This is a genomic window from Hylemonella gracilis (assembly GCF_004328645.1).
Taxonomy (GTDB): domain Bacteria; phylum Pseudomonadota; class Gammaproteobacteria; order Burkholderiales; family Burkholderiaceae_C; genus Hylemonella; species Hylemonella gracilis_B.
Map to the genome: position 1 here is coordinate 3,589,915 of NZ_CP031395.1, position 19,423 is coordinate 3,609,337.

A 19,423-nucleotide genomic window follows, 5' to 3' on the forward strand; every position below is an offset into this window, starting at 1 on the left:
TGACCATGTCGCGCCTCTTCATCGACAGACCCATCTTCGCGTGGGTGCTGGCCATCGTCGTCATGCTCGCGGGTGGGCTCGCCATCCGTAGCTTGCCCATCTCGCAATACCCGCAGATCGCACCGCCCCAGGTGTCCATCAATGCCAGCTACCCGGGCGCCTCCGCCAAGACGCTTGAAGACACGGTGACCCAGGTCATCGAGCAGAAGATGAAGGGCATCGATGGCCTGACCTACATCACCTCTACCGGCGACTCCAGCGGCAGCGCCTCCATCGCACTGACCTTTGCCGCCGGGACCGACCCTGACATCGCCCAGGTGCAGGTGCAGAACAAGCTGCAGGTCGCCATGCCCCTGCTGCCGCAGGAAGTGCAGCGCCAGGGCGTTCAGGTCGCCAAGTCGACCGTGAACTTCCTCATGGTGCTGGGCTTCGTCTCCGAAGATGGCAGCATGGACCAGACGGACCTGTCCGACTACGTGTCGTCGAACATCGTGGACGCGCTGAGCCGGGTGGAAGGCGTGGGTGAAGTCCAGCTCTTCGGCGCCCAGTACGCCATGCGGATCTGGCTGGACCCGAACAAGCTCAACCAGTACAAGCTGACACCGGCCGACATCGTCGCCGCCATCCAGGCGCAGAACGCCCAGGTGTCGGCCGGTCAGATCGGCGCCGCGCCTTCGCGGGCCGGCCAACAAATCAACGCCACCATCACCGCGCAGACCCGCCTGCAGACGCCTGCCCAGTTCGAGGCCATCCTCGTCAAGAGCCAGGTGGATGGCGCCCAAGTGCGCCTGCGCGACGTGGCCCGTGTCGAGATGGGCGCGGAGAGCTATGCCACCGTCTCGCGCTACAACGGCAAGCCGGCCGCCGGCGTAGCCATCAAGCTGGCCGCGGGCGCCAATGCCCTGTCCACCGCCAAGGCGGTGGAGGCGGCGCTGCAGGATCTGCAAAACTTCATGCCCGCCGGCATGAAGGCCGTGGTGCCTTATGACACGACGCCCTTCGTCGAAGTCTCGATCCACGAAGTGGTCAAGACCCTGGCCGAAGCCATCCTGCTGGTCTTCCTGGTGATGTACCTCTTCCTGCAGAACTTCCGCGCCACGCTGATCCCGACCATCGCCGTGCCTGTCGTGCTGCTGGGCACCTTCGGGGTCATGGCGGTGGCGGGCTTCTCGATCAACACCCTGACCATGTTCGGCCTGGTGCTGGCCATCGGCCTGCTGGTGGACGACGCCATCGTGGTGGTCGAGAACGTCGAACGGGTGATGGCCGAGGAAGGGCTCTCGCCCAAGGAAGCCACGCGCAAGTCCATGGGCCAGATCTCTGGCGCCCTGGTGGGCATCGCCATGGTGCTGTCGGCCGTGTTCATTCCCATGGCCTTCTTCGGCGGCTCCACCGGCGTGATCTACCGCCAGTTCTCCATCACCATCGTCTCGGCCATGGTGCTGTCGGTGCTGGTGGCCATGGTACTGACGCCCGCCTTGTGCGCGACGCTGCTCAAGCCGGTCGATGCCTCGCACCAGGCGCAGCGACCCGGATTCTTCGGGTGGTTCAACCGCAGCTTTGACAACGCCACCAGCCGCTACCAGCGTTTCGTGGAACGTCTGTTGGGCAAGCGCGGGCGCACCATGCTGCTCTACGGCGTGCTGGTCGTCGGCATGTCCGTGCTCTTTCTGCGCCTGCCCTCCTCCTTCCTGCCCGAGGAAGACCAGGGCATCCTGTTCTCCATGGTCCAGTTGCCGGCCAACGCCACGCAGGAACGCACGCTCAAGGTGGTGGAGCGCGTCGAGCAGCATTTCCTCGAAACCGAAAAGGACAACGTCCAATCCGTCTTCTCGGTCGCCGGTTTCAGCTTCGCCGGTCAGGGTGAGAACATGGCCATCGCCTTCGTCCGGCTCAAGGACTGGAGCGAACGCCCCAGCCCTCTGCAAAGCGTGCAGGCCATCGCCGGCCGCGCCATGGGCAGCTTCATGCAGTTCCGCGACGCCATGGTCTTCGCCTTCGCGCCTCCCGCCGTGATCGAACTGGGCAACGCCACCGGTTTCAGTGTCTATCTGCAGGACCGTGCCGGCCTCGGCCACGAAGCGTTGATGAATGCGCGCAATCAGTTCCTCGGCATGGCGGCCCAGCACCCCGACCTCGTGGGCGTGCGCCCCAACGGTCTGGAAGATTCACCGCAGCTGCGCCTGGACATCGACCACGCCAAGGCCTCCGCGCTCGGCGTCTCGGTGGCCGACATCAACGCCATGCTCTCCACCGCCTGGGGCAGTGCCTATGTCAACGACTTCGTCGACCGCGGCCGCGTCAAGCGCGTCTACATCCAGGCCGACGTCAAGTTCCGAATGCAGCCGGAAGACCTGAACACCTGGCGCGTCAAGAACAATGCCGGTCAGATGGTGCCCTTCTCGGCCTTCGGCAGCGCCCGCTGGGAAATGGGTTCGCCCCGGTTGGAGCGCTACAACGGCCTGCCCGCCCTTGAACTTGCCGGCCAGGCCGCGCCAGGCAAGAGCTCGGGCGCCGCCATGCAGGCCGTCGAGGAGATCGCCGCCAAGCTGCCCCCCGGCGTGGGCATCGCCTGGACCGGCCTGTCCTACCAGGAGCGCCTCTCCGGCTCGCAAGCTCCCGCGCTCTACGCCCTGTCGCTGCTGGTGGTCTTCCTCTGCCTCGCCGCGCTGTATGAGAGCTGGTCCGTTCCGGTCGCGGTCATGCTGGTCGTCCCGCTGGGAGTGATCGGCGCGCTGCTGGCGGCCAGCCTGCGCGGACTGTCCAACGACGTCTACTTCCAGGTCGGCCTGCTCACCACCATCGGTCTCGGGGCGAAAAACGCGATCCTGATCGTCGAGTTCGCCAAGGAGCAGATGGAACATGGCAAGACCCTGATCAAAGCCACCCTGGAAGCCGTGCGCCTGCGCCTGCGCCCCATCCTCATGACCTCACTGGCCTTTGCGCTGGGCGTGCTGCCCCTGGCCCTGGCCAGCGGTGCGGGTGCCGGCAGCCAGAACGCCATTGGCACCGGTGTGCTGGGTGGCGTGATCGCCGCCACGGTGCTGGGTATCTTCTTTGTCCCCGTGTTCTTTGTGGTCGTGAAGACGCTGTTCCCGGGCAAGACGGCCCTGGAACACAGCCTGCGCATCCCCACGCAACAATGAAGGAACCCCCCATGCGCTCCTCTATGCCTCCCCTGCGCCTGCTCACCGCAGTCGCCGCTGCCGCCTTGCTGACGGCCTGTTCCACCCTGGCGCCCGACTACGAACGCCCCGTTTCGGTCGTGCCCGATACGTGGGCCGCGACGCCGGCCGCGACCACGACGCCCAGCGACAGCGCCGCCGCTCCCGCGGTCGACACGCTGGGCTGGCAAGAGTTCATCGCTGACGACAAGCTGCGCAGCGTCATCGCGCTGTCGCTGCACAACAACCGCGACCTGCGCGTCTCCACCCTGAACGTCGAGCGCCTGCAGGCCCTCTACCAGGTGCAGCGTGCCGACCTCCTGCCGTCCGTCAACGCCGGCGTTGGTCAAAGCGCCCAGCGCCTGCCCGGTGATATCAACGGAACCGGGCAGTCCGTGCTCTCGCGCCAGTACAGCGGCACCGTGGGCATCAGCGCCTACGAACTCGACCTCTTCGGACGCGTGCGCAGCCTCAAGGACGCAGCCTTGCTGCAGTACCTGGCGACCGAGCAGGCACAGCGCAGCGCGCAGATTTCGCTGATCTCGCAGGTGTCCGTTGCCTACATGACGCTGGCCGCCGATCGCGAACGCCTCTCGCTGGCTGAACAAACACTGCAAAGCCGCCGGGAAACCCTGCGCCTGACTCAGCGCATGCATGAGCTGGGGGTGTCCTCCGCGCTGGACTTGCGCCAGGTGCAGAGCACCGTGGACTCCGCGCGCGCCGACGTCGCCAGCTACAGCAGCCTGGTGGCGCAAGACCTCAATGCCCTCACTGTTCTCGTCGGCACCCCGGTCGCCGCCGAATTGCTGCCGGTGGAAATTTCCCATGCCGCGCTCACGCTCACGCAAGACCTCGACGCAGGTCTGCCCTCGGGTGTGCTGCTGAACCGGCCCGATGTGCAGCAGGCGGAAAAAGCACTCGAAGCGGCCAACGCCAACATCGGCGCGGCACGGGCGGCCTTCTTTCCGAGCATCTCACTCACAGCCAGCGCCGGCTATGCCAGCACCGACCTGGACAATCTGTTCAAAAGCGGCCAGCAGTCTTGGAGCTTCCTGCCGCAGATCAACATTCCCATCTTCAGTGGTGGGCGCAACCGCGCCAACCTGCGTGTCTCGGAACTGGACCGCGACATTGCCGTGGCTCAGTACGAAAAGGCCATCCAGTCCGCATTCCGGGAAGTATCCGACGCCTTGGCACAGCGCGCCACCGTTGGCGAGCTGACAGCCGCTCAGCAAGCTTTGGCCGATTCCACGCAAGACGCCTTCCGCCTGGCCCGTGTCCGGTACGAAAAAGGCATCGACGACTACCTCAGCACACTCGATGCCCAGCGCTCCAGCTACACGGCACAGCAAGCCCTGATCTCCGCGCGCTTGGCTCAGCAGGTCAACCGCATTACCGTCTACAAGGTGCTTGGCGGCGGCAGCCGCCAAGGCAAGGCAGTGGCGCCGGTCGTATCCAAGGGATAATTCGCGGGCCTACCATGAGCTCCACGCCACAGACACGAACCAACGAACGCTCGCACGACCGCCGTCAACAAATCCTGGAGGCGGCGGCGGAATGCGTCCGACGCAGCGGATTTCATGGTGCCAGCATGGCCACCATCGCCAAGACGGCGCAAATGAGCCCCGGGCACATCTATAACCTGTTCGAGAACAAGGACGAGATCATCGCCGCCCTCGTCGAGCGCGACCGCGACGAGATCATGCGCAACATCTCGGAAAGCGAACAGTCGGCAGATCTCGTCATCGACATGATCGGCTGGCTCGAAAGAACCATCGAAGACATCACTCAGATCGCCGACGTCGCCCTCAGCATCGAGGTGCTGGCTGAAGCCTGCCGCAACCCCAAGCTGGCGGCGGTGGTGCAGGCCAGCGAACGTGTCATCCTGGAACGCGCTGCCGCCTACGTGCGCAAAGCCCTGAGCGAGCGAGGGGTCCATTTGAGCGACGACGAGATCATCGCCCGCGCCACCGTCATCAGCGCGCTGTTCAACGGCCTGATGAACCAGAGCATCGCGCTGCCCCATATGAACAAGGCCGCGGTGACTCAGGTCATCCGACAAGTGATGCGCCAGTTGCTGACCGCCTGAACCGCGGCTCCAGCCGCCTCGCTGCGCAAGGCGGGCAAGCGCTCAGGGTATGAACTTCAACCCAATGGCAATGGAGCGGCGCTCCTGCGTGTAGTTGGACAGCGTCTGCAGAGGGCCCTGGTGGTAGCGCAGGTACCAAGTCCATCGATTCGTCGCCGAGGGCAGGTAGTCCAGATCCCAGGAATCCGTCGCCCAGCCCTTTTCCCCCAGGGTCCATGTGACGCTGAACTCCCCATCCTCGACACCTGTCGCGCGCACCCAGGTCAACCGGATCAGGTCATAGTCCGAAATCGTGGTGCCCTTGCCGGCCCAGGGCCCCCAAGTAACGCCCGTGTCCTGATGAAAGTAAAACCGGGCCTTAGCATACAGCGAGCCCAGCGGATCCTCCGTCTGACCCAGGCGCACCTCGGTGGAAAAGAAATTCATGCCACGGCTGACCGTGTCGAAGAACTTATGGTCTCCCTCGTCATAGGCTTTTTGGGCGCGCGCTGCCTCAGACGCGCTGTGGACCTCGGTCGTCTGACCATTCGACAGATGCTCCAGGCCCAGGTCGACCCAGCGCAGCGAGGTGATGCCGGCCACCGGCTGCCGCCAGCGGTAGTGCATGCCAGGGTTGCTGATGCGGTTGATGACTGGTCCGGAATCCCGGCTACCCGCGTAGAAATCGAACTCCCCCGTGTACTTCAGGTACCAGCCCGCCTCGAACCTGGGCTGAGGCAGGCAGGGCTTTGCCGAGTCTTGCTCGACCGATTCCTTGTCCGGCACGGGATCGAGCACATAGCGGAATGAATAGTGCGCGCGCAGCGCGGTCTCGTCCTCTTCGGCCTTTTGGTAGACCCCATAGCTGGGCTCATGCGGCTGAAAGCGCGAGACGTCGCAGGACTTGTACTGCGGCCCTTGCAGGCCGGGTGACGACGGTTCTCCGGCCAGCGGTTGAGGGGCCGTTTGCGCTTGAAGACCCCTCCCCACCGCTCCGAGCAGGACAAGGCATGCTGCCCAGCGGATCCATCCCTGAACCTTCACCATCACCGGCCTCCCTGTCGGAATCTTCCTGACAGATGCTAGCCCTCGGCAAGGTCCACACCATCCCATGAACAGGGGATGCGGGGAATCAGTCCGCCTTCGAGGGAGCGCCCATGCCGGTATCGCCGGATGTCACGAGCGTGCCCCGCCGGGGAACCGCAGCGCCGGCATCAACGGAACATGAGCGACTGGTGCGTGGCCGCGCCCGCCTGGGCCCCATCCCCCACCGCAAGCGCCACGTTGCCAGTCGCGCGCGCTGCGTCACCGCAGGCGAAGACACCCGGCACGGTAGTCTCCTTGAGGGCGTCGGTGCGGATGTAGCTACCGACGGGACCCACGTCGAAAGCACACCCCAGTTGCTCGGCGATCGGGCTGCCCACGCGGGTCTGGCTGGCGGTGAACAGGCCGTCCATCACGACACGCGTGCCATCGGCGAGTTCCACGGTCGCATGGTCCACGAGGCGTGCCACGGGTCGCGGCTCAATGGCAACGCCCCGTGCGGCCAGCCGGATTCGCTGCGTCTCGTCCAACACGCAGGCGCCGTTGTTGGTGAAGAAGGTAACCTGGCCCCAGTCCGGCAGCATCAGGGCCTGGTGCAGCGACAGTTCACCAACACCCAGCACGCCGATGCGCCCTTGTCCCAGCTCATAACCATGGCAATACGGACAATGGAAGACACTGCGACCCCAGCGCGGCGTCAGGCCTTCGATGGCGGGCAGCTGATCCACCACGCCTGGCGCCAGCACCAGTCTGCGCGCTCGTACAAGCTGGCCCTGGGCGGTGCCCAGCGCGAATTCGCCGCCACTCATTTCCGCCTGGACCACCGAGCCGTCCATCCAGGACACGGTCGGATAGGCCAGCAGTTGCGCCTTCCCATCAGCCACGATCTCCGCCGGTGCACGACCATCTTGCCCCAGGAATCCGTGAGACGCCGAGGCGAAACGGTTGCGGCGCTGTCCCGCGTCGATGACCAGCAGGCGCCTGCGCGCACGGGCCAGTTGCATCGCGGCCGACAAGCCCGCGTAGCTGCCGCCGATCACGGCCGCGTCAAAAACCATCTGAGGCGCGTCAGTGTTCATTTTCTTGTTCCTTCGGGGTTGTCCCAATCACGGATCTGTTTCTGGCGAGAATGCGGGCAGGCGCGTCGAACGGGATCGAATCGGACGACTCAACGGACCGCGAACCGGTCGTTTGCTTTTCTAAACACGCCGTACATAAATGATAATGAATAATTGATAACAATAAAGAATGATGGGTCAAGCGAGCGAACAGGCACGATTCGTCGGCCTTCACGGCTCTTGAAATTCATCTTCCGATCTGTTCTCAACCGGCAGTCCCGCCATGTGCTTGTCATTTCGCCATTTGATGCCCCAGGAGAGTTTCATGCCCGCTTTGCCCTTCCGCCACGCGATCCACGCGATCCCCTTGCTCGCCGCCCTGTCGGCCCTGCCCGTGCTGGCGCAGCAGCACGCCCATACCCACGGCCGTCTGTCCATGGACGTCGCGGTTGACGCGCAGACCCTGACACTGGCCATTGAATCGCCGCTGGACAGCTTTCTTGGTTTTGAGCGCGCGCCGCGCACCGACGCCGAACGCAAGCGCGTGTCAGACATGGTGGCTCGCCTGAATGCCGCCGACCGGCTGTTCCAACCGGACCCGGCCGCCGAATGCACGCTCTCGAAAGTCACGCTGAATTCAGCGGCCCTCGGTCTCGGCGACGCGAAGCAGGAGGACGACCATGGCCACGGCCATGACGGCAAGAAAGGCCACGACCAGGACGAACACGCGGACATCGACGTGGACATCGTCTTCAACTGCGCCAAGGCCACGCAGGCAAGCTACGTCGACGTCAAACTCTTCGATGCCTTCAAGCACATTCGCGCCATCGACGCTCAGGTCGCCGGGCCCCAGGGCCAGTTCAAGCGCGGCCTTCGACCTGACGCGTCCCGGCTCAAACTGGGACACTGAGCGTTGGCCATGGCACGCCCTATCCTCGAACTGAAAGACCTGCGCTTCGCCTGGCCACGCGATGAGCGCGACTGCCTGGACATCGCCGACTTCGCCGTCTCACCTGGCGAGACCGTATTCCTGCACGGTCCCAGTGGCTGCGGCAAGAGCACGCTGCTGTCGCTGATGGCCGGTGTGCTGCTGCCCCAGTCCGGACGTGTCGCGCTGCTCGGCACCGACTGGGGCGCCTTGCGTCCGACGGCGCGCGATCGGCACCGCGTCGATCATGTGGGCTACATCTTCCAGCAGTTCAACCTGCTGCCCTACCTGACCGCGCTGGACAATGTGCTGCTGCCCTGCCGTTTCTCCGCGCTGCGCAGGACGGCGGCCGAGGGACGGAGCGCCTCGTTGCAGGCGGCGGCGGAACACTGGCTCGCGGGCATGGGACTGGACGCCTCGGTGTGGCGCCGGCCCGCGCACACCCTGTCGGTCGGTCAGCAACAGCGCGTGGCCGCGGCACGCGCGCTGATCGGCCAACCCGATCTGGTGATTGCCGACGAACCGACCTCGGCCTTGGACGAGGACCGGCGCGACGCCTTCCTGGACCTGCTGCTGTCGGCCTGCGTGCGCGCGGGCAGCGCGCTGGTGCTGGTCAGCCATGATCGGCGCATCGCGACGCGCTTCGGGCGGCAGGTGCTGCTGCCTGCCCTCAACCGGGCCGCACGCCCCGAGGAGGTCCTGGCATGACACATGGTTTTCTGCTGAGCCTTGCCTGGCGCAGTGCCTGGAACCGACGCTTCACGCTGGCGCTGACCGTCTGCTCCATTGCCCTGTCCACCTTCATGCTGCTGGGCGTGGAGCGCGTGCGCACGGACCTGCGCGGCAGCTTCTCCTCGGCCGTGTCCGGCACCGACCTGATCGTCGGACCGCGCACCGGTTCGGTTCAGCTGCTGCTGTACGCCGTCTTCCGCGTGGGTGCGGCCACCAACAACATCCGCTGGAGCAGCATCGAGGCACTGCAGCAGCTGCGCGGCGTCGCCTGGGTCGTGCCCTTGTCCCTGGGGGATTCGCACCGCGGCTTTCCTGTGCTGGGCACCACCACGGCGTACTTCGACCATTTCCGTCATGGTGAGCAGCAGCCCCTGCGGCTGCGGGAAGGCACGCGCTTTCAGGACTTGTACGACGCGGTCATCGGCGCGGAGGTGGCGGACCAGTTGGGCTACCGCGTGGGCCAGCGCATCACCCTGGCCCATGGCACGGGCGAGATCAGTCTGTCCGAGCACGCGGACAAGCCGTTCACCGTGGTGGGGGTGCTCGCGCGTACCGGCACGCCGGTGGACCGCACGGTGCATATCAGTCTGGAGGCCATGGAAGCCCTGCACGTGGACTGGATGGCCGGTGTTCCGCTGCAAGGCCTGCACGTCAGCGCCGAAGAAGCACGCCGCATGAACCTGCAACCCCGCACGGTCACGGCCGCGCTGGTCGGCCTGCAGAACCGCGCGGCCGTGTTCTCGGTGCAGCGCCAGGTGAACAACTTCGGTGGTGAGCCACTGATGTCCATCCTGCCTGGGGTGGCGCTGGACGAACTCTGGGACGTGGTGGGCGCGGGTGAACGCGCACTGATGCTGATGTCCGGACTGGTGGCCCTGGTCAGCATGGCGGGCCTGATGTCGGTGGTGCTCGCGGGTCTGAACGAACGGCGGCGTGAGCTGGCGGTGCTGCGCGCCGTCGGTGCCAGCCTGCGCCATGTGCTGCTGTTGCTGACGCTCGAGGGCCTGCTGATGACCCTGGTGGGCACCAGCCTGGGTATCGCCACGCTGTCGGCCTGCGCACTGGCACTCGGCCCCTGGCTGCAATCGGACTTCGGACTGACGTTACAGTTGGCGCAGCCCACGCTCACGCAGGGGCTGATGCTGTCCGGTCTGTTGCTCGCGGGCTGGGTGGCCAGCCTGCTGCCCGGCTGGCGAGCATATCGCCTGTCGCTGGCCGACGGCCTGTCACCGAGAATCTGACCTCATGTTCCATCCCGCATCTTCCACCGTCAGTCGCGGCCTGCTGCGTGGCCTGGTCGTGACCTTGCTGGGTCTGGGCGCGCTGGTGCACGGCGCCCGGTCCGCCGACTACGCGGAGCTGAAATGGGAGGAATTGGTGCCGGAGGACTGGAACCCGGCGAATTCCTTCCGCGACCTGCAGCATCTGGCCGGCCTGCCTGACTCGGACGATCGAGTGCAGGCACTGTACGACCGCATGCGCAAGGTCTGGGACGAGGCGCCGACGGTGCCTACGCTCAAGGGCAAGACGGTGAAGATCCCCGGTTTCATCGTGCCGCTCGAACGCAATGCGGATGGACTGCGCGAATTCCTGTTGGTGCCCTATTTCGGCGCCTGCATCCATTCGCCGCCGCCGCCCGCAAACCAAATCATCCATGTGCGTTCGAAGACACCGCTCAAAGGCTTCGAGTCCATGAGCGCGGTGTGGGTCAGCGGCACTCTGGGCCTGGAACGCACGGGCTCCGACATGGGCGCGAGCGGCTACAGTCTGCAGGCCGCGCGTGTCGTGAAATACACAGGCAAATGAAAAAGCCACGAAGCAACTGGGCCACGGCCTGACACCCACGACAAGCAGCCGACGTAGCACGCAAGTTCCTCAGGACCACCCGCAACAATCCCGCCATGGAACGCTTTACCCGCCAACGCCACGCGATCCGCACGGCCCTGGAAGCAGCCGGTCGCCCCTTGCTGCCCGTGGAAATCCAGCTGGCCGCCCAGCACGAGGTACCAGCCTTGGGCCTGGCCACGGTCTACCGCAACCTCAAGCAGTTGGTGGAAGCCGAAGAAATCCAGCCGGTGGAACTGCCCGGCGAACCACCGCGCTACGAAGTCAGCGGCCACAAGCACCACCACCATTTCCGCTGCCGCAATTGCGATCGCGTGTTCGACGTGCACGCCTGCCCCGGCAATATGCAGAAACTGGCACCGCGGGGGTTTGTGGTGGATGACCACGAGCTGACCTTGTACGGTTCCTGCAGCGACTGCCGCCAACGCGCGAGCGCGCGGCCAGCGAGACGCGGTAGTGCCCACGCCTGAGCGGTGCCCCGGGGAACCGGGTCAAGAAAGACGCTGAACCGCCGATAACACGGATTGAACCCGCAGCATGGCGGGGAAGGATTGATCAGTGTCTGTTTCCAGCATCCCCACCGCCACGCCGCCCGCCACGAGTGAGCGCATCAAGACAGCCGGGCCGACGAACACCACGGCCCGCACCGAATCGGAGGAGCCTCCGCGCACCACTTCCGACACCAGCACCGGGGACAAGAGCGTGTATGTGGATCTTTCACCCGTGGCACGCATGATGTCCGCCCAGGGCGGGGGTCCAGCAAGTGCCGCGGGCAATACCGACATCGACGAAAGCGACCTGCCCTCCGTGGTGAAGGACCTCCTGAAACGCATCCGAGAACTGAAGCAAAAACTGCAGGAGCTACAACAGCAGATGCGGCAAGTCCAATCCGACGCCGGCCTGAGCCCGGAACAGCGACAGACGAAACTACAGCAATTGCAGGGGCAGATTCAGGCCATATCGGCTGCTCTGTCCACGGTCAACAGCGCCTTGGGCAAGGCCGTGAAGCAGCAGAACCTGAGCCCGGACCAATTGACGGAGGTCGCCTCTTTCCTCGCCGCCTGAGCAGCGCGCAAAGGCCCGGCGCCTAGAAACTCTCCCAGCTCGAGTCGTCCGCGGGTGCGGTCGGGCCTGTCACGGCGCCCTTGGCGCCCCCGGCCCGCACAGAGGCAGCCGGTAAAGTCCGCGCGGGCGGAACCGAGGGTCCTGGGGTCGACGCTGGGCTGGGCGAGGAAGCAGCGGACGGCTTGCTCGCCCCCCGCACGCGGGCGGGGCGAGCCGCGGGTGCAGCAGCCGTCGTGGCAACGGCCAGCGGTGCCGGCGCCGAGCCTAAGTGTGGCCGCGCCGCCAAGTGCCCGGCACCGACGTTGAACACCGCGACCACGTCGGCCAGACGTTGCGCCTGATCGCGCATGCTGGTGGCCGCAGCCGTGGACTGCTCCACGAGAGCCGCGTTCTGCTGTGTCATCTGATCCAGGCCGCTGATGGCCTGGTTGACCTGGTTGATGCCATCGCGCTGCTCCGCGGCGGCAGCACTGATTTCGCTGATCAGGTCGCTGACACGGCGCACGCTGGACACGATTTCATCCATGCTCTTGCCGGCCTGCGCCACCTGGATCGAACCCATCTGCACCGCGTCCACCGAGTTGCCGATCAGGCCCTTGATCTCCTTGGCGGCTTCCGCGCTGCGCCCCGCCAGGCTGCGCACTTCGCCCGCCACCACCGCGAAGCCGCGGCCCTGCTCGCCCGCGCGCGCCGCCTCCACCGCCGCATTCAGCGCGAGGATGTTGGTCTGGAAGGCGATGCCGTCGATCACGCCGATGATGTCGTTGATGCGCTTGGATGACTCCGTGATTTCCTTCATGCTGATCACGACCTGCTGCACCACCTCCCCGCCGCGCTGCGCGGCTTGGGCGGCACCGCTGGCCAACTGATTGGCCCGCGTGGCGGTGTCGGCGGACTGCGCCACGGTGCTCGTGAGTTCCTCGATGCTGGCCGCGGTCTGCTCCAGGCTGGCCGCGGTCTGCTCGGTCCGGGCCGAGAGGTCCTGGTTGCCTGAGGCGATCTCGCCGGAGGCGGACGACACGGATTCCACTCCGCTGCGCACCTCCGACACCACGTTGCGCAAGCGTTCGCTCATGGTGCCCAGGGCACGCAGCAATTGGCCCGTCTCGTCGCGGGCGCGCGATTCGAGGCGTTGACTCAAGTCGCCCGCGGCCACCGTGTCGGCCAAGCGGACCGCCTCGGCGATGGGCCGGGTGATGCTGCGGGTGATGGTCAGGCCCAAGGCCACGCCCGCGCTCAGGGAGATCGCGCTGCAAAGAATCAGCAGCACGCGGCTGCGCTCCCAGGTTGAGCGCGCGGCCGCGTTGGCCCGCAGGGCCTCCGCCTGCGAGACCTCGCTCAGCTTCTGCACTTCGGCGGCGTAAGCACGCAAGCCGGGGCTCAGGCGTTGCTCATTGAGGGTGTGCATCAGGTAGAGGTCTTCCGTGCTGTTGCGCTGCTTCAGCATGGTCAATTCGTTGCGCGCCTCGCGGTACGCCAGGGCCTGGACATTCACGCGGTCCAGGATCTCCCGCCCCTCGGGCGTCGCGATCTCCTGCAAGGCCTTCTGCAACTCCAGCACGTGCTGGGTGTGGCCGTTGATCACCGCCTCCAGGCGCTGATTCTCCATGGGGTTGTAGTTGCGCACGTAAGCCGTGAGCACTTCCTGGTGAGCCTCGATCGTGCGCATCCAGTCGGTCGCGAGCACCACGCGCTGCTGCGCCTGATAACCAGCCTGGGAGGCGTCGTTCATCCGCAAGAGGCTGACAAAGCCCACCAGCGCCATGACCACCATCAGCACGAGCTGAATGCCGATGGTGACGCTCAAGCGAGTGCCTATCTTCAGATCGGAGAATTTCATCTTGTCTTCCTGGTCGATGCCTTGTTGTACGTAATCGATGCCCCAACGCGGAAACGCCTGCCGGTATGAAGCAGCCGCTCAATCGTGGCGGCTCCGGACCGGCATCCGGGTAAATACCCAGCCCCCTCGGTCCCGGATTTCCGGACGACCATTCTCTCAAATCCGCGGCAACTCAGGTGCCCGAGGCCTCCAGGGCCAGGAGTTCAGCGTCGGTGAAACCCGCGGCGCGGCGCGCATCAAGATTGAAGGGTTTCTTGAGGCGCGGCGCCTGATAGCGAGTGGTCAACTCGGCGTAGGTGGCCAGCGGGTCCAGGTCGCGCTGGCCACAGGCCCAGGCGTACCAGCGGTTGCCTGTGGCGACATGGCCGATTTCCTCGCGCAGGATCAAATCCAGAATCTCACCGCCACGCAAATCACCGATGGACAGCAGCTTGACCTTGACCGCTGGCGATGCGTCCAGACCACGCGCCTCCAGCGTGCGAGGCACCAAGGCCACACGCGCCAGGAGATCGTCCCGGGTGCGCTCGGCCATCTCCCACAGGCCGTTGTGGGCGGGGAAGTCGCCATAGTCGAAACCCAGCGTCCGCAGGTGAGCGCGCAGCAGGGTGAAATGGTTCGCCTCTTCCCGCGCCACCCGCAGCCAATCACGGTAGAAGGCCTCGGGCAGGCCCGGGAAGCGCCAACAGATGTCCAGCGCCAGATCGATGGCGTTGCGCTCGATGTGAACGATGGAATGCACCAGGGCCGCGTGGCCGCGCGGTGTGTTGAGGGCGCCGGGCTTGATCTGCGTGTGGGGCAGCAAGACCGGTGTTTCGCCACGGCCGGGCCGGCCCTCGTGGCCTTGAGGGTTGAATACCGTGTCCGGGTCTAGGCAACCGGCGCGGACATCAAGCGTCAGGACTTCGACGGCCTTGGCGACGGGGTCGGCCAGGGTGAGCAGGCGCAGGCAGCTGGCGCGGAGTTCGGGGGCGCTGTTCATAGCGGCGAATGGTAGCGATCTTGCTCGCACGCCCGGGATGAGGTAACGAGCCCTCAAGCTCAGTGACAACGCGTGCAGCCCTAGCCACGCGGGTGATGCTGGGCATGCAAGGTCTTCAGGCGTTCACGCGCCACGTGAGTGTAGATGGTGGTGGTGGAAATGTCGGCATGCCCCAGCAGCATCTGCACGGCACGCAGATCGGCGCCATGGTTGAGCAGGTGCGTGGCGAAGGCATGGCGCAGGGTGTGCGGCGACAAGGGCGAGGTGACGCCCGCGACCACTGCGTATTTTTTGACCAGCGCCCAGAACATCACCCGGGTCATGGCTTCGCCCGCGCGGCTGCCGCGCAGGGTCACGAACAGGTCATCGGTCTGCTTCGCCACGCGTGGCACCGCGCCGACCTGTCCCAGCAGCTCGGGGCGCGCTTCGTGCAGATAACGCCCCAGCCAGTCCGCGGCCACTTCGCCGAAAGGCACGAGTCGCTCCTTGCTGCCCTTGCCGGTTACGCGCAGCACATGCTCATTCAGACCCACGTTGAAGGTCTTCAGCCCCACCAACTCGCTCACGCGCAGGCCGCTGGCGTACATCAGTTCCAGCATGGCGCGATCGCGCAGGCCCAGCGGGGTACTCACGTCAGGCGCGGCCAGCAAGGCCTCGACCTGGGCCTCGCTCAGGGTCTTGGGCACGCGCATGGGTTGCTTGGCACTGAGCAGGCGCAGCGTGGGATCGGCATGGATGCGACGTTCGCGCACGGCCCAGCGGAAGTAGCGTTTGAGCACGGTCAGGCGCCGGTTGGCGGTGGTGGCCCGGGTCTCGGCGTGCCGGGCGGCGAAATAGGCGTTCAGGTCCAGCTCGCCGCTGGCGTCCAAGGTCTTGGCGCCCATGCCCTCAGGGGCTTTGACCAGCCAGCGCGCGTACAGCGCGAGATCTCGCCGGTAGGCGGCAAGGGTGTTGCGCGACAGCCCTTCCTCGAGCCAGAGCGCGTCGATGAAAGTGTCCACGGCATCGAGCGAGGTGGCGAGCGGATCGGAGGACATGGACGCCATCATAAAAAAACGCCGCGCTGCGTGCGGCAGCGCGGCGTGATCTGCGCGATCACCGATCAGTTGAGCGTGAGCTTTTGGGTCTCCACGACCTTCTTGTAGACGGCCAACTCGGCCTTCATCTGCTCGCCGAACTGCGCAGGCGAGTTGCCAATCACGAAGGAGCCGGTGTCCTCAATGCGCTTGCGCACGGCAGGGTCTTGCAGGGCCTTGACCGTGGCGGCGTTGATCTTCTTGACGATGGCGGCCGGGGTGCCCTTGGGCGCCAGCAGGCCGTAATAGGCCGGGCGGTTGACGCCCTCGAAGCCCACTTCCTTGAAGGTCGGCACATTGGGCAGGCTGGCCACGCGTTCGGGCGAAGCCACGGCGATGGCCACCAGGCGTCCTCCCAGGATGTGTGGCAGGGCCGAAGGCAGGTTGTCGAACATGATCGGCACGTGACCGGCGACGATGTCGTTGAGCGCGGGGCCCGCGCCGGTATAGGGAATGTGGACAATGTCCAGGCCGCTCAGGCTCTTGAACAACTCGGTCTGCAGATGGCCAATGCCGCCCGTGCCCGAGGAGGCGTAGGAATATTTGCCCGGGTTCTTCTTGATCTCCTCCATGAAGCCCTTGAAGTCCTTGGCCGGAAAGCTGGGGTGCACCATGATGACGTTGGGCGTGGCCGCGATGTTGACGATGGGCACGAAGTCGGTCAGCGGGTCGTATTGGATCTTGGTGTTGATGGCCGGGTTGGCCGCGGTGGTGGACACCGTGGCCATGCCGATCAGGTAACCATCCGGCACGGCGCGCGACAGCTCGGTCGCCCCCACGACGCCACCACCGCCGGCCTTGTTCAGAACCACCACGGCCTGACCCAGCTCCTTGCCCAGGGGATCGGCGATCACGCGAGCGACAATGTCCGTCGTGCCACCCGGCGCGAAGGGCACTTGCAGCGTGATGGGCTTGGTCGGCCAGGCCTGCGCCTGGGCCCCCGGACCGTAGGCCAGGGTAGCCAAGGCGGCGGCGCAAGAGAGAGCGGTGACGAGGGAACGTCGCAGCAGCATGATCTGGTCTCCTGAAAACAAGGGTGAAAATGGAAAAGGCATTCTAGGTCGGGCCTCGAGTTGCCGCACTCCGCAGAAACGCGCGCTGCCGAGGGAAATTACGAGCCGCGCAGGGGCGCCCTGCGGCCCTGCGCGGTGCGGGCGGCCCGATCCAACTGACAATTCGCTGACAGGCATCGCCTCACGCTGGTGCACGGTGGCCCAAGACGAGGCATGGGGTGGGTGCCGCCTGCTATCCTCCTGCGCGTGAATTACGCCGTTCTGCTGTTCCCCGATTTCTCCATGATTCTGTGCGGCTGGCTGCTGTGCCGCTACACCGCCTTGAACCGGCGGGTCTGGGAGCCGGTGGAAAGCCTGGTCTATTACTTTCTCTTTCCGGTCCTGCTGTTCCACAGCATCGTCAAGAGCCCGATCCAGCTCGACGCCGACGCCAGCCTGGTGCTTGGCGGCCTGCTCATGACGGCCGCGGGCGTCGCCCTGACCCACACCCTGCCCTGGCTGCTGCGCCTGTGGCCCGGGACGCGCGCGGACGAACAGCCACGCGACCACGCGGCCAGTGCCCAGGTCGCCTTCCGGTTCAATTCCTTCATCGCCCTGGGCCTGGCCGAGCGCCTGGCCACACAGGCGCAGGACGGGCGCGGCCCCCTGCTGATGGCCTTGCTGATCGGCGTCTGCGTGCCCTTCGTCAACGTGGCCGCGGTCTGGCCCATGGCGCGGCACGCGGGGCGCGGCGTGCTGCGCGAGCTGGTCCGCAACCCGCTGATCATCGCGACCGTCACGGGCCTGGCCTGCAACCTGGCGGGCCTGCGCATGCCAGACTGGATCGCGCCCAGCCTCTCGCGCATCGGCGCGGCCTCGCTGGCGCTGGGTCTGATGGCTGCGGGCGCTGGCATGCAGTTCGGCACGCTGGCGCGCAGCAAGGCCCTGACCGCGGGCGTGCTGACCGTGCGCCACTTGCTGCTGCCCCTGGTTGCGCTGGGCTTGTGCATCGTGCTGCGGCTGGACACGGTGCAGGCCGCGACGCTGCTGCTCTTTTCGGCGCTGCCGACCGCCTCGAGCGCCTACGTGCTGGCCGCGCGCATGGGCTACAACGGCGCTCTGGTGGCGAGCATGGTCACCCTGTCCACCGCGCTGGGCGTGCTGAGCCTGCCTTACGCGCTCAGCCTGCAGCGCCACTTCCTATAGAGCACAGGAACGGAAGCCGCAGAAAAGGTGGTCTGTCTCGGGCGCGGCGTGGTGACGAAACTTCGGGTGCTCCAGGCGCAGGCGTGTCGCCAGCGAGGCGCCACGCAGCACCTTGTGCCGGCCAAAAAAGGGCTCGGAATAGGCGCGCCAGGGACCGGAGGCGAAACCCGGATAACCCTCGAAAGTGGTGCCCGTCCACTCCCACACATCGCCCCAGCGAAAGCCGCGCCCCGCAGCCTGGTGCGCGGCCAGCTCCCACTCCACCTCGGTCGGCAGGCGGCGGCCCGCCCAGCGGCACCAGGCGTCGGCCTCCCACCAGGACAGATGCATGACGGGTGACCACAGGGCCATGCGCAGGGTCTGACCGAACCAGGACTGGAAGACGCCGCCATTCAGCGCGTCGCCCCGCACCGCGCCGATCTGCTGCACGTGGCGCGGCGCGCGGCGGCCTTCGTCCTGCTTCTGCTGCGCCTGCAGCCAGTCCCAGCCCTCGGGCAACCAGAACTCGGGGCGGTCATAACCCCCGTCCATGACGAACTCGACGTACTGGTTCCAGCCCACGGGCTGGGCGTCAATCTCGAACTCGGGCACGGCGACCTCGTGCGCCGGCATTTCGTTGTCGAAGGCGAAAAAACCACCGCCCTGGTTGCGCCCCTCCTCCCAACCCAGCTTCCAGCGGGTCGCGAGCACCGTGATCGGGTCCAGCACAAGTCCGGGCTTGGGCAGGGGCACGCGCAGGGACAGGCCCAGGGTCTGCGCCATGTTGACCAGCGCCTCGCCGCGCATGTCCTCATGGAACAGCGCCAGGCGATAGAAATAGAGCGCGTCGGCTTCGTCCGGCGTCATGGCCAACAGGTCGAGCGTGCTTTCCAACGTGGAAAGCAGATAGGCCTTGATGTCGTCCAACGGGGGCAACGTGGCCTCCCAACGTCGCGCGGGTGGCAGGCCGGGCTCACCCCAGAGCGTGTCGCCGCGCGGAAACATGGAGGCCAGGGGAGGCGCATGCGGATCGGCGCGCGGGCCCTGATGGCGTTGCAGATTGCGACCGATCCAGCGCTCCTGGAACCAGCCGATGCGCCCCAGTTCCCACAGAGGCGGATTGAGCAAGGGCGCCAAGTCTGGCGCATGCATGCCCGGCACGCTGGGGAGTTCCAGCTCCTCGCCACCTTCCTCCATGGCCTTCTGGTACTCGCCCATCAGGAAGAGCGTGTGGTTGCGCGCGTCCATCAGTGCCAGGCTGAGCACGTCGCGACCCGCGCGGCGCAAGTCGGCCCGGCTCAGATGCGAGGTGGAGGATGGCAGAGGAAGTTCTTGCGCCATGCGAACCATTATGGGCTGATTCATGCCGGCCAGAGACTGGCTGCCTATCCAGGGCGCAGGATGACCCGACCGGCGGCCAAGCCGGAGGTAACGCATTCGTAAAAAC

The 19,423-nt window shown here is 66.0% G+C and carries 17 protein-coding genes; 10 read left to right on the plus strand and 7 right to left on the minus strand.

The annotated features are described in order from the left end of the window. Positions 1 to 5 precede the first annotated feature (5 nt). The 3 genes from DW355_RS16655 to DW355_RS16665 all read left to right on the plus strand — a co-directional run bounded on the left by DW355_RS16655 (position 6) and on the right by DW355_RS16665 (position 5,253). Positions 6 to 3,146, plus strand: a complete 3,141-nt coding sequence (locus DW355_RS16655; RefSeq protein WP_131281762.1) for an efflux RND transporter permease subunit — start codon at positions 6 to 8, stop codon at positions 3,144 to 3,146. A gap of 11 nt (positions 3,147 to 3,157) precedes the next feature. After that, on the plus strand, positions 3,158 to 4,630 hold the full coding sequence (locus DW355_RS16660; RefSeq protein ID WP_278249368.1) for an efflux transporter outer membrane subunit: 1,473 nt from the start codon (positions 3,158 to 3,160) through the stop codon (positions 4,628 to 4,630). A 125-nt stretch (positions 4,631 to 4,755) separates the two neighbouring features. Beyond that, a complete protein-coding gene (locus DW355_RS16665; protein WP_242671230.1) occupies positions 4,756 to 5,253 on the plus strand; it encodes a TetR/AcrR family transcriptional regulator in 498 nt (165 codons plus the stop codon). A gap of 42 nt (positions 5,254 to 5,295) precedes the next feature. Here the strand turns inward: DW355_RS16665 and DW355_RS16670 are convergent, their stop codons facing one another. Both DW355_RS16670 and DW355_RS16675 read right to left on the minus strand, forming a co-directional pair. Further along, positions 5,296 to 6,279 (minus strand): hypothetical protein, encoded by a 984-nt coding sequence (locus tag DW355_RS16670; RefSeq protein ID WP_131281766.1) that lies wholly within the window; start codon positions 6,277 to 6,279, stop codon positions 5,296 to 5,298. A 167-nt stretch (positions 6,280 to 6,446) separates the two neighbouring features. Further along, complete coding sequence (locus DW355_RS16675) at positions 6,447 to 7,355, minus strand: NAD(P)/FAD-dependent oxidoreductase (protein ID WP_131281768.1); 909 nt, start codon at positions 7,353 to 7,355, stop codon at positions 6,447 to 6,449. 304 nt (positions 7,356 to 7,659) lie between these two features. Between DW355_RS16675 and DW355_RS16680 the strand changes: the two genes are divergently transcribed. The 6 genes from DW355_RS16680 to DW355_RS16705 all read left to right on the plus strand — a co-directional run bounded on the left by DW355_RS16680 (position 7,660) and on the right by DW355_RS16705 (position 11,904). Beyond that, entirely contained in the window at positions 7,660 to 8,244 is a 585-nt protein-coding gene (locus DW355_RS16680; RefSeq protein WP_131281769.1) for a DUF2796 domain-containing protein, read from the plus strand. Positions 8,245 to 8,253: 9 nt separating this feature from the next. Continuing rightward, on the plus strand, positions 8,254 to 8,970 hold the full coding sequence (locus tag DW355_RS16685) for an ABC transporter ATP-binding protein (protein ID WP_131281770.1): 717 nt from the start codon (positions 8,254 to 8,256) through the stop codon (positions 8,968 to 8,970). Continuing rightward, complete coding sequence (locus DW355_RS16690) at positions 8,967 to 10,235, plus strand: ABC transporter permease (RefSeq protein WP_131281772.1); 1,269 nt, start codon at positions 8,967 to 8,969, stop codon at positions 10,233 to 10,235. The genes DW355_RS16685 and DW355_RS16690 overlap by 4 nt, the downstream gene beginning before the upstream one ends. Before the next feature lie 4 nt (positions 10,236 to 10,239). Next, complete coding sequence (locus DW355_RS16695; RefSeq protein ID WP_131281773.1) at positions 10,240 to 10,800, plus strand: DUF3299 domain-containing protein; 561 nt, start codon at positions 10,240 to 10,242, stop codon at positions 10,798 to 10,800. Between the two features lie 95 nt (positions 10,801 to 10,895). Continuing rightward, positions 10,896 to 11,309, plus strand: coding sequence for a Fur family transcriptional regulator (locus tag DW355_RS16700; RefSeq protein WP_131281775.1), 414 nt, complete (start codon positions 10,896 to 10,898; stop codon positions 11,307 to 11,309). A gap of 88 nt (positions 11,310 to 11,397) precedes the next feature. Next, the gene (locus DW355_RS16705; RefSeq protein WP_131281776.1) at positions 11,398 to 11,904 is read left to right on the plus strand and encodes a hypothetical protein; all 507 of its coding nucleotides are present in this window, start codon (positions 11,398 to 11,400) and stop codon (positions 11,902 to 11,904) included. Between the two features lie 22 nt (positions 11,905 to 11,926). Here the strand turns inward: DW355_RS16705 and DW355_RS16710 are convergent, their stop codons facing one another. From DW355_RS16710 to DW355_RS16725, 4 genes are all read right to left on the minus strand, one after another. Then, complete coding sequence (locus tag DW355_RS16710; RefSeq protein ID WP_131281778.1) at positions 11,927 to 13,744, minus strand: methyl-accepting chemotaxis protein; 1,818 nt, start codon at positions 13,742 to 13,744, stop codon at positions 11,927 to 11,929. 172 nt (positions 13,745 to 13,916) lie between these two features. Then, positions 13,917 to 14,723: a ferritin-like domain-containing protein gene (locus DW355_RS16715; protein WP_131281779.1), complete on the minus strand. Its 807-nt coding sequence runs from the start codon at positions 14,721 to 14,723 to the stop codon at positions 13,917 to 13,919. 80 nt (positions 14,724 to 14,803) lie between these two features. Beyond that, positions 14,804 to 15,760, minus strand: a complete 957-nt coding sequence (gene xerD / locus DW355_RS16720; RefSeq protein WP_131281781.1) for a site-specific tyrosine recombinase XerD — start codon at positions 15,758 to 15,760, stop codon at positions 14,804 to 14,806. Between the two features lie 65 nt (positions 15,761 to 15,825). Beyond that, positions 15,826 to 16,812 carry a tripartite tricarboxylate transporter substrate binding protein BugE gene (locus tag DW355_RS16725; protein ID WP_242671231.1) on the minus strand — a complete coding sequence of 329 codons (987 nt, stop codon included), beginning with the start codon at positions 16,810 to 16,812 and terminating at the stop codon, positions 15,826 to 15,828. 246 nt (positions 16,813 to 17,058) lie between these two features. On the opposite strand from DW355_RS16725, the gene DW355_RS16730 reads away from it, so the two are divergent. Next, a complete protein-coding gene (locus DW355_RS16730) occupies positions 17,059 to 17,997 on the plus strand; it encodes an AEC family transporter (protein WP_242671232.1) in 939 nt (312 codons plus the stop codon). Here the strand turns inward: DW355_RS16730 and DW355_RS16735 are convergent. After that, complete coding sequence (locus tag DW355_RS16735) at positions 17,992 to 19,326, minus strand: SUMF1/EgtB/PvdO family nonheme iron enzyme (protein WP_131282836.1); 1,335 nt, start codon at positions 19,324 to 19,326, stop codon at positions 17,992 to 17,994. The two genes, DW355_RS16730 and DW355_RS16735, sit on opposite strands and share 6 nt — an antisense overlap. Positions 19,327 to 19,423 lie beyond the last annotated feature (97 nt).

Bases quoted from the DNA above. Each gene is read 5' to 3' on its own strand.
- DW355_RS16655 (WP_131281762.1), top strand. From the start codon at position 6: ATGTCGCGCCTCTTCATCGACAGACCCATCTTCGCGTGGGTGCTGGCC.
- DW355_RS16660 (WP_278249368.1), top strand. From the start codon at position 3,158: ATGCGCTCCTCTATGCCTCCCCTGCGCCTGCTCACCGCAGTCGCCGCT.
- DW355_RS16665 (WP_242671230.1), top strand. From the start codon at position 4,756: ATGGCCACCATCGCCAAGACGGCGCAAATGAGCCCCGGGCACATCTAT.
- DW355_RS16670 (WP_131281766.1), bottom strand. From the start codon at position 6,279: ATGGTGAAGGTTCAGGGATGGATCCGCTGGGCAGCATGCCTTGTCCTG.
- DW355_RS16675 (WP_131281768.1), bottom strand. From the start codon at position 7,355: ATGAACACTGACGCGCCTCAGATGGTTTTTGACGCGGCCGTGATCGGC.
- DW355_RS16680 (WP_131281769.1), top strand. From the start codon at position 7,660: ATGCCCGCTTTGCCCTTCCGCCACGCGATCCACGCGATCCCCTTGCTC.
- DW355_RS16685 (WP_131281770.1), top strand. From the start codon at position 8,254: ATGGCACGCCCTATCCTCGAACTGAAAGACCTGCGCTTCGCCTGGCCA.
- DW355_RS16690 (WP_131281772.1), top strand. From the start codon at position 8,967: ATGACACATGGTTTTCTGCTGAGCCTTGCCTGGCGCAGTGCCTGGAAC.
- DW355_RS16695 (WP_131281773.1), top strand. From the start codon at position 10,240: ATGTTCCATCCCGCATCTTCCACCGTCAGTCGCGGCCTGCTGCGTGGC.
- DW355_RS16700 (WP_131281775.1), top strand. From the start codon at position 10,896: ATGGAACGCTTTACCCGCCAACGCCACGCGATCCGCACGGCCCTGGAA.
- DW355_RS16710 (WP_131281778.1), bottom strand. From the start codon at position 13,744: ATGAAATTCTCCGATCTGAAGATAGGCACTCGCTTGAGCGTCACCATC.
- DW355_RS16715 (WP_131281779.1), bottom strand. From the start codon at position 14,723: ATGAACAGCGCCCCCGAACTCCGCGCCAGCTGCCTGCGCCTGCTCACC.
- xerD (WP_131281781.1), bottom strand. From the start codon at position 15,760: ATGTCCTCCGATCCGCTCGCCACCTCGCTCGATGCCGTGGACACTTTC.
- DW355_RS16725 (WP_242671231.1), bottom strand. From the start codon at position 16,812: ATGCTGCTGCGACGTTCCCTCGTCACCGCTCTCTCTTGCGCCGCCGCC.
- DW355_RS16735 (WP_131282836.1), bottom strand. From the start codon at position 19,326: ATGGTTCGCATGGCGCAAGAACTTCCTCTGCCATCCTCCACCTCGCAT.